Raw genomic sequence first — 16,332 nt, 5'->3', positions numbered from 1 at the left:
ATCGGCAAGCGACCGCTTAGTATGCGAGTGACCCGGACGGACGACGCAGTCGGTGGAGGCCCCGCATGCAGGCATGGCAGGTGCACGAGAACGGCGAGCCGGGCGAGGTGATGCGCCTCGCGGACGTGGCGCCCCCCACGCCCGCCGACGGCCAGGTCCTGCTGAGGGTCCGCGCCGCCAACATCAACTTCCCGGACGCCCTGCTCTGCCGGGGCCAGTACCAGGTCAGGCCCCCCCTGCCGTTCACGCCCGGGGTGGAGATCTGCGGCGAGACCGAGGACGGGCGGCGCGTCATCGCCAACCCCGCGCTGCCGCACGGCGGCTTCGCCGAGTACGCCCTCGCCGACGCCCGCGCCCTGCTGCCCGCGCCGGACGCGCTGGACGACGCCGAGGCCGCGGCCCTGCACATCGGCTACCAGACCGGCTGGTTCGGCCTGCACCGCCGCGCCCGCCTGGAGGCCGGCGAGACCCTGCTGGTGCACGCCGCCGCCGGCGGGGTCGGCAGCGCGGCCGTCCAGCTCGGCAAGGCCGCCGGCGCCACCGTCATCGGCGTCGTGGGAGGGCCCGAGAAGGCCGCCGTCGCCCGGGAACTGGGCTGCGACACGGTCGTCGACCGACACGCCGAGGACGTCGTCGCCGCCGTCAAGGAGGCCACCGGCGGCCGGGGCGCGGACGTGGTCTACGACCCGGTGGGCGGCCAGGCCTACACCCAGTCCGCCAAGACCGTCGCCTTCGAGGGCCGGATCGTCGTCGTCGGTTTCGCGAGCGGCACCATCCCCAGCCCCGCCCTGAACCACGCCCTGGTGAAGAACTACGCGATCCTCGGCCTGCACTGGGGCCTCTACAACACCAAGGACCCGAAGCTGGTCGCGCACTGCCACGAGCAGCTCACCGCCCTGGCCGCGCGCGGCGCGATCAAGCCGCTGGTGAGCGAACGGGTGCCGCTCGCCGGGGCGGCGGACGCCGTGCAGCGCGTCGCCGACGGCAGGACCACCGGTCGGGTCGCCGTCGTGCCCGCGACGCCGGAGAAGGGAGCCACCGCATGACCGACGCAGCCGAACTGCGCGCCCTCACGCAGGAGTTGCTGGCCGCACATCCGCCGGGGACCACGGACCGCGTGGACTTCCTGCGCGCCCGCTTCGACGCCGGGCTCGCCTGGGTGCACTACCCGCGGGGCCTCGGTGGACTCGGCGCCCCCCGCGCCCTCCAGGCCGTCGTCGACGCCGAACTGACGGCCGCGGGCGCCCCCGACAACGACCCCCGGCGGATCGGCATCGGCCTCGGCATGGCCGCCCCGACGATCCTCCAGTACGGCACCGAGGAGCAGAAGCGGCGGCTGCTGCGCCCGCTGTGGACCGGCGAGGAGGTGTGGTGCCAGCTGTTCAGCGAGCCGGGCGCCGGATCCGACCTCGCCGCGCTCGGCACCCGGGCCGTCCGCGAGGGCGACCACTGGGTCGTCGACGGGCAGAAGGTGTGGACCTCCAGCGCGCACCTCGCCCGCTGGGCCATCCTCATCGCCCGTACCGACCCGGACCTGCCCAAGCACCGGGGCATCACCTACTTCGTCTGCGACATGACCGACCCCGGTGTCGAGGTGCGCCCGCTGCGCCAGATCACCGGCGAGGCCGAGTTCAACGAGGTCTTCCTCACCGGCGTCCGCATCCCCGACTCCCGGCGCCTGGGGGAGATCGGCGACGGCTGGCGGGTCGCGCAGACCACGCTCAACAACGAGCGCGTGGCCATCGGCGGTACCCCGATCCCCCGCGAGGGCGGCATGATCGGCAAGATCGCCGCGACCTGGCGCGAACGCCCCGAGCTGCGCACCCACGACCTGCACCAGCGGCTGCTCGGCCTGTGGGTCGAGGCGGAGGTCGCCCGGCTCACCGGTGTACGGCTGCGCCAGCAGCTGGTGGCCGGGCAGCCCGGACCCGAGGGCGCGGGCATGAAGCTGAACTTCGCCCGGCTCAACCAGGAGATCAGCGGCCTGGAGGTCGAACTCCTCGGCGAGGAGGGCCTGCTGTACGACGACTGGACGATGCGCCGCCCCGAGCTGGTCGACTTCACCGGCCGCGACGCCGGGTACCGCTATCTGCGCTCCAAGGGCAACAGCATCGAGGGCGGGACCAGCGAGGTCCTGCTCAACATCGTCGCCGAACGCGTCCTGGGCCTCCCCGCCGAGCCGCGCACCGACAAGGACGTCGCATGGAAGGACCTCGCCCGATGAGCGCACAGCCGGAACCCGCTCTGCTCTACTCGGAGGAGGAGGACGCCCTGCGCGCCGCCGTCCGGGACCTGCTCACCGACCACTGCGACCCGGCGGACGTGATCACCCGCACCGAGTCGGCGAGCCCGCACGACGTGTCGCTGTGGAAGTCGCTCGCCGGCCCGATGGGCCTCGCCGGCCTGCTGGTCCCCGAGGAGCTGGGCGGCCAGGGCGCCACCCACCGGGAGGCCGCCGTGGTCCTGGAGGAGCTGGGGCGCGCGGTCGCGCCGGTGCCGTACCTGACGAGCGCCGTCGTGGCCACCGAGGCGCTGCTGGCCTGCGGGGCCGACGACCTGCTCACCGAGGTGGCCTCCGCGACCTCCGTCGCCGTCCTCGCCGTCGGCCTGCACGTCGCACCCGGCGGTCCCGTCCCCGGAGTCCGGCTCGAAGGCGACGCCCTGCACGGTGAGCTGACCGGCATTGCCGACGCGGCCGCGGCCGACGTCCTGCTGGTGCCCGCCGACGACGGGGGGCTGTACGCCGTCCGGGCCACCGACGCGACCGTCACCCCGCAGACGTCCCTGGACCTCACCCGGCCACTGGCCCGGGTCACCCTCGAAGCCGCCCCCGGCCGCCGGCTCGGCGACTCCGCACCCGCGGTCCGGCGCGCCCTGCGGTCCGGCGCCGGACTGCTCGCCTCCGAGCAACTGGGCCTCGCCGACTGGCTGCTCACCGAGACCGTCCGCTACCTGAAGGAGCGCAAGCAGTTCAACCGCCAGGTCGGCGGCTTCCAGGCACTCAAGCACCGGCTCGCCCGGCTCTGGCTGGAGGTGGCCGGCCTGCGCGCCGCCGCCCGCAACGCGGCCGACGCGCTGACCACGGGCGCGGACACCGACGTGGCCGTCGCCGTGGCCCAGGCCTACGCGGCCCAAGTGGCCGTCCGCGCCGCCGAGGAGGCGCTGCAGCTGCACGGCGGCATCGGCATGACCTGGGAGCACCCGGTCCACCTGTACCTGAAGCGGGCCAAGGCCGACTCGATCGCCTACGGTGCCGCGGGCACCCACCGGTCCGCGCTGGCCGACCTGGCCGGCCTGCCCAAGCCCTGACGGCCTCCGACTTTCGGCACGGTGCCCGTCCCCCCAGGGGGGCGGGCCCCTTCCGTTTCGGGGCCCCGTGGAGGTGAACGAGGGAGGGCGGTCCGGCCAACTCCCCGCACGGCTCTGCACTCCGGCGGTACCGGGACCGCATACTCACTGGCGTCCCGTACGGCACCTCCAGGGAGGCAGAGCATGGCCCTCACCACCCGACGCAGAGCCCTCACCACCCTCGGCGCCGCCCTCGCGGGCGCGGTCGCCCTGCCCGCAGGCACCGCGCTGGCGAGCGAAGGCGGGCGCGGACCGCGCCCGTTGTGGCGCGCGCACGCCCACAACGACTACGAGCACCCCCGCCCGCTCCTCGACGCCCTCGACCACCGCTTCGGCAGCGTCGAGGCCGACATCTACCTGGTCGAGGGCCAACTCCTCGTCGCCCACGACCCCGAGGACCTCGACCCGTCCCGCACCCTGGAATCCCTCTACCTCGCCCCCCTCGCCGCCCGGGTCCGCGCCCACCACGGCAGGGTCTACCGCCGGGACCGCCGCGCACTGCAACTCCTCGTCGACATCAAGACCGAGGGTGCGGCGACGTACCTCGAACTCGACCGCCAACTGCGCCGCTACGGACACCTGTTCACCAGCTACGCCCACGGGCGGGTCCTGCCCGGCGCGGTCACCGCCGTGGTCTCCGGCGACCGGGCGGCCCGCGCCCCCATGGAGGCCCAGCGCACCCGCCGCGCCTTCTACGACGGCCGCCTCGCCGACCTCGGCACCTCCGCACCCGCCTCCTTCGTCCCGCTGATCAGCGACAACTGGACGCTCAACTTCACCTGGCAGGGCGTGGGCGCCTTCCCGGACGCCGAGCGGCGCAGGCTGCGGAGCATCGTCGGCACGGCGCACGCACGCGGACAGCGGGTGCGGTTCTGGGCCACGCCCGACATCGCGGGCCCCGCACGGGACGCGGTGTGGACCGAACTGGTGGCCGCCGGCGTCGACCACCTCAACACCGACGACCTCGCGGGCCTGGAGGCGTTCCTGGACGCCCACCGGGACGCGTAGGGCACCCGCGGGAACATCACTCGTTCGGCGGACAGGTCAGCCGCACGGACGAACCCTCCGCTACGCCACACTTGCGGCCGAACGCCGCGAAGTGGACGTGGCGGAGGAGGTTGACGATGGCCGTTTCCATCTCTGTGGTGCTGTTGCTGTTCGTCCTCGCGGTGCTCTTCCTGCGCAACGGCGGGCTCAAGATCTCGCACGCGCTGGTCTGCCTGCTGCTCGGCTTCTACCTGGCCGGCACGAGCATCGCCCCGACCATCAACAGCGGCCTGACCGCCACGGCGGACATCGTGAGCAGCCTCAGACCGTGACCACCACCCACACGACCGGCCGGGCGGAAGCTCTACGCGCCCACGACCTGTGAGCGGATGAGGAAGCGCACCCCCTCGGGCGCCTCCAGCGAGAAGCCGCTGCCCCGGCCCGGGACGACGTCCACGGTCAGCCGGGTGTGGCTCCATACCTCGTACTGGCTGCGCGACATCCAGAACTCCACCGGCTCCGCGACGCCGTCGACGGCCAGTTCGCCGAGCAGGATGTCCGCGCCGCCCGTGCGGAACTCGCCGGCCGGGTAGCACATGGGGGCGCTGCCGTCGCAGCAGCCGCCGGACTGGTGGAACATCAGCGGGCCGTGCTCCTCGCGCAGCACCCGCAGCAGATCGGCGGCTGCGGGGGTCAGCTCGACGCGGGGGGTCTCCTCGTATGTGTCGCCCATGGTGCGCATTCCAGCACGCGGAAGGTTGCGAAGGGGTTGCGCGCGGCAGCCTGACCCGCGCGGTCGCGCGAGCATCTGCGTCGGCGTCCGTCAGGCCTCGCCGGCCAGGGTGCGGGGCAGCACCGTGACCCGGTGGAAGTTGCAGCCCGACGGCGGGTCGGCGGCGGGGCGCGACTGGTGGGCCTTGAGCGCGATGCTCACGAGGCTCAGCAGCAGGTCCGCGTCGGCGTCGCAGTCGAGGTGCACGGTCACCCACCGGGAGCCGGCGACCAGCCGGATGGCGCTGGACCCGCTCAGGTCGTACTGGAAGCGCTGGATGGCCCGGTGGGTGAGGTGGAGGTCCACGTCCCGGTCCGAATGGAAGTGGACGATCTCGTCGCGGACGGAGCGCAGGGCCCGTCCGGTTCCGCAGCTGGCCGGACTCGCGGTGAGGTCGGGCCAGGCTTGCAGCCGCTCGAAGGCGTGCTGGGCCGGAGTCATGCCCCCATCGTCGCCCGATCACCCCGCCGCAACCAGAGGTTGAGCGATTTGTAACCGGTACGTGAGGTCGGCGGGGCCCGGCGCGGAGCCCCGCCGACCGCTTACGGGGAGGTCAGGGCGCGACGCAGCCGATGGTGCCGGCCGGGAAATTGTTGCCGGTCGACGTGGCGGTGAAGCCGAAGGTCACGCTGCCGTCGGGTGGGACGACCCGGTTGTGCTCCACGTTCCGGACGGTCACCGTGCCGTCGCCGCCGCTGGAGGCGGAACCGTTCCAGACCCCGCCCAGCGTGGTCCCGGCGCCGGGCCGCCACTGGACCGCCCAGCCGTCGAGGGGCTCGGTACCGTGGTTCATGACCTCGACGGAGCCCTGGAAGCCGCCGCTCCAGGAGTTCTGGACGGAGTAGACCGCCATGCAGGAACCGGAGTGGGTCGGCGGAGGAGTCGTCGGGGGCTGCGTGGGCGTCGGGTCCGGGCTGGGCGTGCCGCCCGCACCGCGGATGCCGGTGACCTCGCCGTTGCCGCCGTCGAAGACGACGTCCGAGCAGGAGAAGAAGTTCTCCTGGCTGTCCGAACGCACCCACTGCATGAACATCACCGCGTCGCCCGAGCGGCCCGAGGGCAGCGCGAGGTCCCAGTAGTAGTGGCCGCCGTCGGTGCCGGGCGAGCCCTGCTGCGACGGGTTGGTCACGGTGTCGATCAGCTCCAGGTCGTCCCAGCCCAGTTCGGAGGTGGGAGACCAGCCCGGCCTGGTCAGGTAGACGCGGAAGTCACCGGGGTGCGCGGCCCAGTTGCTGTACTGCACCTTGATCGTCCTGCCGGACGTCAGATGCGTGCGGGGCCAGTCCGCGCGGGCGGCGTTGTAGGCGGAGAAGTCGTACGGGGAACGGTCGCCGGCGCTGCACAGGGTGCCGTCGGGCACGTATCCGGCGCCGCGTCCGCCCGCGTTGGAGTCGAGCACGGCGAACCAGTTGTACAGCGCCGTCCCGCCGCTCTCGGCGAGGGCCGCCCGGCAGGCCGGGTTCGTCGGGTCGAGGGCGCCGGTGCCGGTCTTGGCGTCCAGCTGGCAGAGGTAGGTGCGCGAGCCGGGCATCATCGCCACGCCGTGCGCCTCGGCCCGCCCCTGTCCGATCAGGAGGGTCACGCCGAGTGCGCCGAGCAGGGTGGCCAGCACGGCCGCGAGGGAGAGGAGTCTGCTGCGTCGAGCCATGAGGTCTCCTGGTTCCGCGGTGGGAAGAGGGGGGAGGAGTTGGAACCCCCCTCCCGCCCGGGGCGGGGCTGCGACCGGACGGGAGGGGGAGCGCTCACGCCGTGGTGCAGGCGGTGTCGTTGAGCCGGAAGCCGTCCGGTTCGGCGAACGCCCCGTCGTGCGAGCCCTGGAAGCCGAACGACAGACTGCCGCCGGGAGCGATCCGGGCGTTGTGCGCCAGACCGGAGGCGGTGACGCTGCCGGCGGAGGGGGTGACGGAGGCGTTCCAGGCGTTGGTGATCCGCTGCCCCGAGGGCAGCGTGAAGGCCAGCCGCCAGCCGTCGAGGGGGGCCGTACCGGTGTTGGTCACGGTGACGTCCGCGGTGAACCCGTTCTGCCAGACGTTCGTGCCGTACGACACCTCGCAGGTCTCGGTCCCGCCGGGCGTACCGGGACCGGGGTCCGGGGTCCCGGGGCCGCTGCCGGTCCGCACGGTGGAGGAGAAGGAGTTGACGGCCAGGCCCGCGCCGTTCTGCCAGGGCTCGAAGCCCGCCTGGACGCTCGTCAGGTACCAGTCGTTCCCGGCGAGTCCGCGCGCGACGGTGGCCCGGACGAAGTCCATGACGTCGAAGCTCCAGCTGCTGACCGCCGACGGGGCCACGAACGACAGCACGTCGTTGGTGCCGTTGCCGCCGCTCCAGACATCCCAGGTCCGGCCGCCGACCGCGGCGGTGCCGACGGGGGAGCCGATGGGCTGGATCGGGCCGACCCGGTTGAACCAGATCATGATCTCGGTCCGGTTGACGCCGTCGGTCCGGGGGGCCGGGTCCAGCCAGATGTCGTACGAGGCGTTGTAGACGGCGTTCCCCACGAAGCCGTAGGAGATGCTGGAGGGCGCTTCGGCGATCGTGTCGAGCCGCGCCGGCAGACTGGTGCCCGGCGAACAGGTCGTGTAGTGACAGCCGTTGAACACCGACGGATACGACTTGGGTGCCCCGTTGGTCGGCACCGAGCCGTCGGCCTGCGTGACCCGGAAGCCGCTGTCGGTGGCTGTGACGCACTGGGTGGCGCTGGAACCCCAGCGGTTGTTCTGGACGACGTACCGGCCCTGGATCGTCGTCGTTCCGAAGGGTTCGCAGAGGGTGGTGTCGGCCTCGGCCGGCGCGGCCGCGGCGACGGGCGAGGCGAGGGCGGCGACGGCCGCGACGGCGGCGAGGGTCGCCACCAGTACGGATAAGAGGCCGCGTAAGGAGCGGTTCCGGGGTCGTGGCGTTCGCATGGGGGGCCTCTCCAGGAGGGCGGTGGGGGAAGGGGGCCGGAGCGGGAGCGCTCCCAACTCCCCACTGATGGGAGCGCTCCCAACTACCGGTTGACTGGGGACTGTAGGAGGGGTTCATGTTCCTGACAAGAGTGTGCGCACGAGTGGCGTCGAACGGGTGCGGAAGCTCCAGGTGGGAGCGGGGCCTACGCCGGGAGCGCTCCCGGCGGGCGGGCGCATTCGACGGGAGGGGCTTGGCGGCCGGTCTGGGTCAGGCGGTGTCCCGACGCACCAGTTCCGTGCGGAGGATGACGTGCCGCCAGGCGACGGGCGACTCCTCCATCTCCTCCAGCAGCAGCCGCACCATCGCGCGGCCGATCTCCCCCAGCGGCTGCCGGACCGTCGTCAGCGGCGGGTCCGTGGGCCGGGCCGGGTGGAGGTCGTCGAAGCCGATGACGGCCACGTCCCGGGGCACGCGCCGGCCGGCGGCGCCGAGCGCCTCGAGCGCACCGGCGGCCAGAGTGTCCGAGGCGGCGAACACCGCGTCCAGCTCGGGATGGCGGCCGATCAGGCTCGTCATCGCCCGGCGCCCGGTCTCCTCGGTGAAGTCGTCGCCCTCCACGACCAGCGAGGGATCGGCCGCCACGCCGCTCAGCTCGAGTGCCTCCCGGTACCCGCGCAGCCGGCACTCGGCGACGTACATGTCCAGCGGCCCGCTGATCGCCCCGATCGCCCGCCGGCCGCTCTCCAGCAGATACGTGACCGCCCCCCGTGCGCCCCCGGCGTTGTCGGCGTCGACGTAGGTGACGCTCTCGTCGCCGGAGCGTCGCCCCAGCATCACCGTGGGCAGCCCCGCCTTCGCCAGCATGTCCGGCAGGGGGTCCGCGGCGTGCACCGACATCAGCAGCACCCCGTCGACCCGCCCGCCCCGCGCGTACTCCACGAAGCGCCGGCGCTCGGTGTCCGTGCGGACCAGCGTGAGCAGCAACTGCACCGGCGTGTCGGTCAGGGCGTCGCCCACGGCGTGCACGATCTCCGTGAAGAACGGCTCCCCGAACATCCGCCAGTCCGTCTCCGTCATCACCAGCGCGACCGCGTCCGCCCGGTGCCCCGCCAGCGAACGCGCCGCCAGGTTCGGCACGTAGCCCAGCTCCGCGATGGCCCGCTGCACGGCCCGGCGGGTCGAGTCCCGCACGCCCGGCGCGTTGTTGATGACCCTCGAGACGGTGCCCCGCCCCACACCGGCGAGGGCGGCCACCTCCTCCAGCGTCGGCGTACCGGGACGCTGTCTGCCCATGTCCGCCCGCCTTCCCCCACGAGATCATCCGATAGTACGGCGCCACGCTCCGCTCAGTGGCCGGATCGTGCGGGTGGTGCGGCGGGGCGGATGGCCGCCTCGGGGTCGGGAACGGCGGGCATCCCCGTGGCGCCGGGTTCCTCGGTGGGTCTCCCCGTGGTGCTGTGGCCCGGTGCGGTGGACCTCCCCGTGGTGCCGAGGCTCGCGCCCCACGCCGCCGCGCACAGGGCGCGGTCGAGGAACTCGGTGTAGAGGGCGGCGCCCAGCCAGGCGCGGACGAAGCGGGCGGTGTCGGCGGGGAGCAGCCGGCCGAAGGGGTCGCGTGCGCGGTCCGCCGCGGTGGCGTGCAGCTCGGTCAGCAAATCACCGGCGGTGCCCAGGCCGTACCGGCGCAACCGCGCCGCCTCGGTGTCCCGGCCTCCGGGGAACGCCAGTACACGCCGCCCTCCGGACACGGCCTGCGTGACCCGGCGGCGCAGAAGGTGGAGCGGGGCGTCGTCGACGGGGGGAGGGGGCGTGGGCCGCTGCGATGGCCCGGGATGGGGCGCGCGGTGGGCTTGGTCTGCGGGGTGGGGCAGGGGGTGGGGCCGCCCGGTCGGGGCGGTGGGGAGGTCTGCTCGGCCGAGGCGGTCGAGGCCCAGGTCGACATGTCGGCCGGGGTCGGTGGGGTGGCTCACGGCGAGCAACGCCGCGCGGGGGAGCGGGCCCGGCGTGAGGCGGGCGATCACGCGCAGCCGGACTCCGGGCACGGACGCGAGGAGGCGCAGGTTCTCACGGTGGGGCAGCGCCGGGTGGTCGTGCGCGGCGGTCAGCCGCACCGTGAGGCCGTCGCACTCCGCGAGCAGGCATTCGCCCGCCGCCTCGCGCACCGTGCCGACGAGCGTGACGTCGAGGAACAGCAGGTCCTGGTCCTCCCGCGCGTCCTGGTCGTCCCTCAGCGCCCGGGAGATCTGCTCCGTCACCGGTACCGCCCACAGGCGGTCCAGCGGCTCGGCGCTCCAGTCCACCCCGGACGCGCGTACGGCGCGCACACCCGCCCCCGCGCCCAGGCGGCCCGCCGGGGAGACGGTCGCGCCGGACACGGCGAGCCCCGCGCGCGACAGTTCACGGTGGGTCAGGGACGTGTCGCCGATGCGCACGGCACGGTCCGCCGCGCCCGTGGCCCGCTCGGGACCGCCCGGAGCCACGTCGGACACCGTGTGGAGGCGGCCCGTCGGATCGGCGGTCCAGGTGACGGCACCCGCGTACCCGGTCGCCGAGAGGACGGGCTCGGCGAAGAGTCCGTACAGCCGCAGGGACCCGTCCGGGGTGTAAGGCTGCCGCACGCTGCCGCGCAGTCCGGCGAGTTCCGGCCCGGTGGCGTCGGGGATCCGGTGGGCGAGCACCAGGATCTCGCGCAGGGCGGCGGTGAGATCGGCGAGCCGGTAGGCGGGGTCGCCGCCGCGGGCCGCGCGCAATGCCGTGACCACGGCGACGGCCCGGCCCGCGGCCCGGGGGAGTCCGGCGAGCCGTGCGGTGTGCGCCGCCCGCAGCAACTCCGCCTGCAGCACGGCACCGGCTCCGTCCGTACCGGCCTCCAGCACGGCGGCAGCGGCGTCGTGCAGGGCGGTGGCGGCGGTGCGTTGGGCGGGAGTGGCGGTGTCTTGGGCGGGGGTGGAGGCGTGGGCGTGCTCGTCGGGCGGCGGGGAGTGCGGTGCGGTCGGCGTGGCTCCGGTGGTGGGGGTGGGTGTCCCGGTCGGGCTGGCGGCTCCGTGTGTGGTCGGTGGGGAGGCCGTGCTCGGGTCCGTGGCCGGCGCCGGAGTGGTGGGCGGCGCCGGCGTGGTGGGCAGGGCCGCGGGCTCCGCGACCGGGGCAGCCGAGGCCGCGGCGGCCCGGTGCAGGCAGTCGGGCGCGAGCAGGCACCCGCAGCGGATCGCCTCGGCCCGGGTCACGACCCCGCCGGGAGCGTGCAGTTCGAGATCCGTGTCGTCGTCGAGCGCGATGCGTACGACGTCGCCCTCCCGGCTCACCGGCCGTGCCGCCACCTTGCCCACCCCTGAGTCCAGCCGCTTGCGCAGCCTGGGCGTCAGTGCCGCGACGAGCTGGGCAGTCACCGAGGGATCGACGTGCGGAAGACGGGCGTTCATGCGATCTTCTCCCCTACCCAGCCGGCCAGTTCGAGTGGGCTCAGCGCGGCGACCGGCATGCCCGCGGCGACCAGCTGCGCCGCGACCGCGGTGGAGTACCGGGGGCGGCCCGCGTCGTCGAGGCTGGCGCAGCCCAGCACGTGGCATCCGCTTCCGGCCAGGGCGCGGACCTCGGAGAGCAGTCCGCCGAGGGGATAGCCCTCCTCGAAGTCGCTGACGACCACGACGAGGGTGCGCGACGGCACCGTGACCAGCTCGCGCGCGTGCCGCAGTCCCGCGGCGATGTGGGTGCCACCGCCCACGCTCACTTCGAGCAGCAGGGACAGCGGGTCGTCGACGTGGTCCGTGAGGTCCATGACCTCGGTGGAGAACGCCAGGAAGTGCGTGGAGAGCGTGGGCACCCCCGCAAGGACCGACGCGGTGAGGGCGGCCCAGACCGTGGAGGCCTCCATGGACCCCGACACGTCCGTCACGAGGACCAGCCGCCAGTCGGCGGACCTCTTGGCCCGGGTGCGGAAGACGGGGTGCTCGGGGACCACCAGCACCTTGCCGTCCGGCCCGCGGCGGGCGGCGGCCAGGTTGGCCCGCAGCGTGCGGGGCAGGTCGAGGCCGCCGCCGGCCCGACGGCTGGGGCGCGGCAGGACGGCGCCGTGCAGTGCGGGGCGCAGCCGTGTGGCCAGCTGCGTGGTCAAGGCGTCCACCAGGCGGCGGACCAGGGGCCGGAGCGCCGCGAGCCGCGCCTCAGGGAGGCCGCCCGCGTGCCGGAGGACCGTGCGGAGCAGATCGACGGACGGCCGCACGCTGTCCGGGTCGAGTTCGGCCAGCACGTCGGGCCGGCCCGCCGCCGCTGCCGCCGCCAGCACCTCCTCGCGGACGCCGGGGCCGAAGAGCGCCTTCAGCTCCTGCGACCACTCCCGGACGCTCGGATAGGAGGCTTCCCGTCCACCGCCGCCGTTGCGGCCGGGGCCGGTCAGCTCACCCCGGCTGCCCTCGCCCCTCCCGCTGCCGTACAACTCGTCCAGCGCGGTGGCCATCGCACCCGCTGCCGACGGCAGTTGGTCGGTACGACGGCCGAGCAGGAGCCGCCAGCGGTCGACGGGGGCGATGTGGTGCGGGGTGGGATCGGGGGGCGGGGTTGTCGCGGGTGCGGGTGCCTTCCGTTCCGCATCCGCGGGTGGCGTCCGGGGATTCGATGCCGATGCCCCGGCGGCAGCCGGTGCGGGCAGCAGACCGAGGCTGGCCAACGCCGCGCGCGCCCCGAGGTCGGCGCCCGTCCACACGGCGAGCGCCGCGGGGTCCGTGCGCCCCAGCTCGCCCGGCCGGGCCCGGTCCGCCCGGTCGGCGGGGCCGCCGCCGTCCAGGCGTTCCTCGACGGCCGTGAGGAGCCGGTCCCGGGCGGCCGGACTGAGCGTGTCGAAACCGCCGCGCAACGCGGGCAACCGGTGCAGGAAGTCCTGGTCCGACAACCCGGTCACCCGGTCGAGCAGGGGGTCCAGCGCCGGTGCGGCCGACTCCAGCAGCGGGCCGGCGGCCGTGAGCAGACCCGTCAGCCTCGCGGTGAGCGCGGAGCGGGACTCGCGGTCGGTCGCCCCGTCGACCCAGGAGGCGACCCGCCCGCCGAGGACGTCCGGGTCCTCGTGCCCCAGGAGTACCCGCACCGCTCCGGCGGCACCGCGCATCAGGGGCGAACCCTCCTGTTCGAGCCTGGCCAGGGCGTCGGTCAGACGGACGCCGCCCAGGACGTCCGCCCGGTGCGCGAGCTCCAGCAGGGCGTGCGCGTCCGCCGGGTCCTCGGCGCCGGTCAGCCCGTCCACCTGGCGCACGGCGGCCGCGGTCAGAACGCCGGCCACGGCGTCCGCCCTGGCCGCGCGGTCCTCGTCCACCCCCAGCCCGGCGACGTGCCCGGCGCGCAACCGGTCCAACAGGGCTAGCCCGGTGAGGAGTTCGGACAGTGTCGCGGAGGCGGGCAGCACGTCCGCGGCCTCGGCCAGGCGGGCGTCCGCCAGCGCCGGCAGGCCGCACTCGGCCGCCTGCCGGAGCCCGTCCAGTGTCTGCGCGGCCATGGGACCACCCTCGTCCCGCTCGGTCCGCCGGCGCTCGCGCAGGACGCCCTCCGCCGCCTGAGCGGGCGTGACTCCGTGCACCCCGACCGCGGACAGCATCGCCTCGGTCGCCGGCGTCCAGCGCACCTCCCACCGCGAGGTCAGCGCCTCGGCACCGCCCGTACCGACGACGCCCCGCGGCTCCGCGTACGGCACACCGCACACGGCCAGGCGCCGCAGCAGCAGGTCGCGGTCCCGGTCGAGGTCGGAGCGCAGCGGGTCCAGCCGCAGGTCCTTGGCCGCCGCCCCCGGACCGTTCACGCCCGCCGGTCGCGGGCCGGGCAGACCCAGTCGCGACACCTCGGACTCGACCGCCGGAGCGAGCCCGCTGCGTGGCGCGCCCGGCGCGGGGCGACCACTGCGGCTTCCGACGAGGATCCGCTCCATCGCCCGTGCCACGGCCCGGCCCCTGCCGTACGGTTCGCCCTGGGCGAGCACCGTCTGCACGGCTTCGACGAGTTCGCCCCGGCCGGCCGCGGGCAGTCCCCGCAGCCGGGCCAGGTCCGAGGCCAGCCTCGTGATCTCGCGCGCGTCCGCGGGGCCCGAGGGGTGGCCGAGGGCGCGCAGCTCGGCGCACACGCGCACGGCCGCGCGCGTCAGCGCCTCCTCCAGGGCGTCCGGGTCGCCAGCCGCCCGCAGCACCAGATGCTGCCACTCGGGGTCCCTGATGCCCGCCGGATAGCCGGATCGCTCGTCCAGGAGCGCGTACGTGTACGGGATCAGGGACGTGGTCCACCCGGCGCCATCCGTGGCGCAGCCGTCCCGGATCTCGTCGGCCGCACCGGCCGGGGCCAGCAGCGCGGGGGCGTGGAAGGCACCGACGACCACCGCGGCCCGCGCACCGTCCGCGGTGGCCGCCGCCAGACGGCACCGCATCCACTCCTCGCGCCGCAGATCCACCTCGGGCACCCCGTCCGCCGCCGCGGCCTCCGCACGCAGGGCCCACCCGGTGAGCAGCGCCGCGCGGCGCAGCGCCTCCGGCTCCGATCCCGGGGCCGCGGCCTCGACCAGCCGGTCCCACAGGTCGTCCCCCGGGCGACCGGTGAGCCGGGCCCGGAGGGCGGTGGTGAGCCCCGGCCCGTGAACCTCCGGTGGTTCGGGTACGGAGGAGGGGGTCACGCGTGGGACCGGTGCGCCGGAGCGCCTCCCCCGGCGCCACGCGCGGTCGGCCAGCGGGAGGTCGCACGCCACGACGGGCACACCGCGCCGGACGGCCCAGCGCACGGCGGCCAGTTCGGGCGAGAAGTCGGCGAACGGGTAGAAGGCAGTCCCTCCGCCGTCCCCCGCACGGGCGGCGGCGAGGGCCACCGGCGCCCGCGTCTCCTCGTGCCCCAGCCACGGCAGCCACTGCTGCGTCTCCGCGGGCAGCTCGACCAGCAGCACGTCCGGAGCGGCCGCCTCCAGCAGCGCGGGCACGGCCGCCGCGAGGGACGGCGCGTGGTGCCGTACGCCGATCAGGTAGGGCGCGGCCGGATCGGTGAGCGCGGCCACCGCGGCCTCCGGGGACGGCGACGGCGATCCCGGCGGCGAAGACTCCGCGGACGGCGCGGGCTGGAGCACGGACATGGGAGTCAGCCCTCCAGGACCGTGCGCAGGTCCCACAGGGTGCGCCAGGTGGCCGAACCCTGCTCCGCCCGGCGCCGCACCGGACCGTCCCAGTAGCCGCGCAGCCGTGCGGCGTCGGCGGGGTCGTCCTTGCGCACCACTCCGAGGAGGTGCCCGGGGAGCAGCCCCAGCACGTCGCGGTCCCCGGGGAAGTAGGCCGCCGCGAGCCCGAGCGCGCCCGCCACGGCCACGGCTTCGGCGGTGCTCATCACGGTGGACGGCCGCTCGACCTCCCAGCCTTCCGCCGACCGCCCCTCACGCAGGTCGCGGAAGGCGACGACCAGCGCCTCCAGAACGGCGTCGTCGACCTGGAACGGCGCGCCCGCCCGCTCCACCGAGGCCCGCGCCTGACCGCGGACCAGCGCCGTCTCGGCGTCGAGGTCCGGAATGGGGCCGACCGTCTCGAAGTTGAACCGGCGCTTGAGGGCGGCCGACATCTCGGAGACGCCCTTGTCGCGCAGGTTGGCGGTGGCGATCAGGTTGAAACCCGGCGCGGCGTGCGCCAGGGAGTCGTCCGTGCCCGAGAGCTCGGGGACGGCGATGCGGCGTTCGGAGAGCAGGGAGACCAGGGCGTCCTGCACTTCCGGCAGGCAGCGGGTCACCTCCTCGACGCGGGCGATGCCGCCCCGGGTCATGGCGGTCAGCACGGGGGAGGGGACGAGTGCCGTCCGGCTGGGGCCCTGAGCCAGCAGCAGGGCGTAGTTCCAGCCGTACTTGAGCTGGTCCTCGGTGGTGCCGGCCGTGCCCTGCACGACCAGTCCGCTCGTGCCGCACACGGCCGCCGACAACAGCTCCGACAGCATGGACTTGGCCGTGCCGGGCTCGCCGACCAGCAGCAGACCGCGCTCCCCGGCCAGCGTGACGACGCACCGCTCGACGAGGGCCCGGTCGCCGACGAACTTGCCCTCCACGACCAGTCGGCGGGGCACGCCCTCGGGCACCTCCGCGTCGTCGGGCAACCGCAGGGCCTGGCCGCCGCTGCCCATGACGAAGGTGACCACGGCCCGGGGCGTGAGCCGCCAGGCGGGCGGACGCGGACCGTCGTCGTGGGCGGCGAGGAAGGCCAGTTCGGTGGCGTGGCGCTCCTCGGGCGGGACGATCTGCCGAGTGGTGCCGGGGGAGAGGGTGGTGGTCATCGAGGGTTCTTCCGGTGGGCTCGGACAGAGGGCGGGGCGGACGGGCGCGGGGAGGTGATCGCGGGTGGGGAAGT

At 74.9% G+C, this 16,332-nt stretch carries 13 protein-coding genes; 5 read left to right on the top strand and 8 right to left on the bottom strand.

Annotated elements, in window-relative coordinates; genetic code table 11:
• The first annotated feature begins 65 nt into the window (after window positions 1-65).
• The 5 genes from IE108_RS07100 to IE108_RS07080 all read left to right on the top strand — a co-directional run bounded on the left by IE108_RS07100 (window position 66) and on the right by IE108_RS07080 (window position 4,667).
• Window positions 66-1,046 (top strand): NADPH:quinone oxidoreductase family protein, encoded by a 981-nt coding sequence (locus IE108_RS07100; RefSeq protein WP_064726676.1) that lies wholly within the window; start codon window positions 66-68, stop codon window positions 1,044-1,046.
• Window positions 1,043-2,224: an acyl-CoA dehydrogenase family protein gene (locus IE108_RS07095; protein ID WP_064726675.1), complete on the top strand. Its 1,182-nt coding sequence runs from the start codon at window positions 1,043-1,045 to the stop codon at window positions 2,222-2,224. Before IE108_RS07100 ends, IE108_RS07095 begins: the two co-directional genes overlap by 4 nt.
• Entirely contained in the window at window positions 2,221-3,309 is a 1,089-nt protein-coding gene (locus IE108_RS07090) for an acyl-CoA dehydrogenase family protein (protein WP_064726674.1), read from the top strand. The genes IE108_RS07095 and IE108_RS07090 overlap by 4 nt, the downstream gene beginning before the upstream one ends.
• 183 nt (window positions 3,310-3,492) lie before the next feature.
• Window positions 3,493-4,356, top strand: a complete 864-nt coding sequence (locus tag IE108_RS07085; RefSeq protein WP_064726673.1) for a phosphatidylinositol-specific phospholipase C/glycerophosphodiester phosphodiesterase family protein — start codon at window positions 3,493-3,495, stop codon at window positions 4,354-4,356.
• 116 nt (window positions 4,357-4,472) lie between these two features.
• Window positions 4,473-4,667 (top strand): hypothetical protein, encoded by a 195-nt coding sequence (locus tag IE108_RS07080; protein WP_064726672.1) that lies wholly within the window; start codon window positions 4,473-4,475, stop codon window positions 4,665-4,667.
• Between the two features lie 32 nt (window positions 4,668-4,699).
• Here the strand turns inward: IE108_RS07080 and IE108_RS07075 are convergent, their stop codons facing one another.
• The 8 genes from IE108_RS07075 to IE108_RS07040 all read right to left on the bottom strand — a co-directional run bounded on the left by IE108_RS07075 (window position 4,700) and on the right by IE108_RS07040 (window position 16,258).
• Window positions 4,700-5,068 (bottom strand): DUF779 domain-containing protein, encoded by a 369-nt coding sequence (locus IE108_RS07075; protein WP_064726670.1) that lies wholly within the window; start codon window positions 5,066-5,068, stop codon window positions 4,700-4,702.
• Window positions 5,069-5,158: 90 nt separating this feature from the next.
• Window positions 5,159-5,548, bottom strand: coding sequence for a luciferase domain-containing protein (locus IE108_RS07070; RefSeq protein ID WP_064726669.1), 390 nt, complete (start codon window positions 5,546-5,548; stop codon window positions 5,159-5,161).
• Between the two features lie 112 nt (window positions 5,549-5,660).
• The gene (locus IE108_RS07065; RefSeq protein WP_064726668.1) at window positions 5,661-6,755 is read right to left on the bottom strand and encodes a lytic polysaccharide monooxygenase auxiliary activity family 9 protein; all 1,095 of its coding nucleotides are present in this window, start codon (window positions 6,753-6,755) and stop codon (window positions 5,661-5,663) included.
• 94 nt (window positions 6,756-6,849) lie between these two features.
• On the bottom strand, window positions 6,850-8,013 hold the full coding sequence (locus IE108_RS07060; RefSeq protein WP_064726666.1) for a glycoside hydrolase family 12 protein: 1,164 nt from the start codon (window positions 8,011-8,013) through the stop codon (window positions 6,850-6,852).
• 250 nt (window positions 8,014-8,263) lie between these two features.
• Window positions 8,264-9,289: a LacI family DNA-binding transcriptional regulator gene (locus tag IE108_RS07055; protein ID WP_064726664.1), complete on the bottom strand. Its 1,026-nt coding sequence runs from the start codon at window positions 9,287-9,289 to the stop codon at window positions 8,264-8,266.
• Window positions 9,290-9,342: 53 nt separating this feature from the next.
• Window positions 9,343-11,415, bottom strand: coding sequence for an SWIM zinc finger family protein (locus IE108_RS07050; protein WP_107420074.1), 2,073 nt, complete (start codon window positions 11,413-11,415; stop codon window positions 9,343-9,345).
• The gene (locus tag IE108_RS07045; RefSeq protein ID WP_064726663.1) at window positions 11,412-15,083 is read right to left on the bottom strand and encodes a vWA domain-containing protein; all 3,672 of its coding nucleotides are present in this window, start codon (window positions 15,081-15,083) and stop codon (window positions 11,412-11,414) included. The genes IE108_RS07050 and IE108_RS07045 overlap by 4 nt, the downstream gene beginning before the upstream one ends.
• A gap of 5 nt (window positions 15,084-15,088) precedes the next feature.
• Window positions 15,089-16,258, bottom strand: a complete 1,170-nt coding sequence (locus tag IE108_RS07040; protein WP_064726661.1) for an ATP-binding protein — start codon at window positions 16,256-16,258, stop codon at window positions 15,089-15,091.
• Window positions 16,259-16,332 lie beyond the last annotated feature (74 nt).

It is taken from the genome of Streptomyces parvulus (assembly GCF_014648855.1).
Classification (GTDB): Bacteria; Actinomycetota; Actinomycetes; order Streptomycetales; family Streptomycetaceae; genus Streptomyces; species Streptomyces parvulus.
The sequence above is the reverse complement of the archived record's forward strand: the minus strand, read 5'-3'. Positions and strand labels throughout refer to the sequence as shown.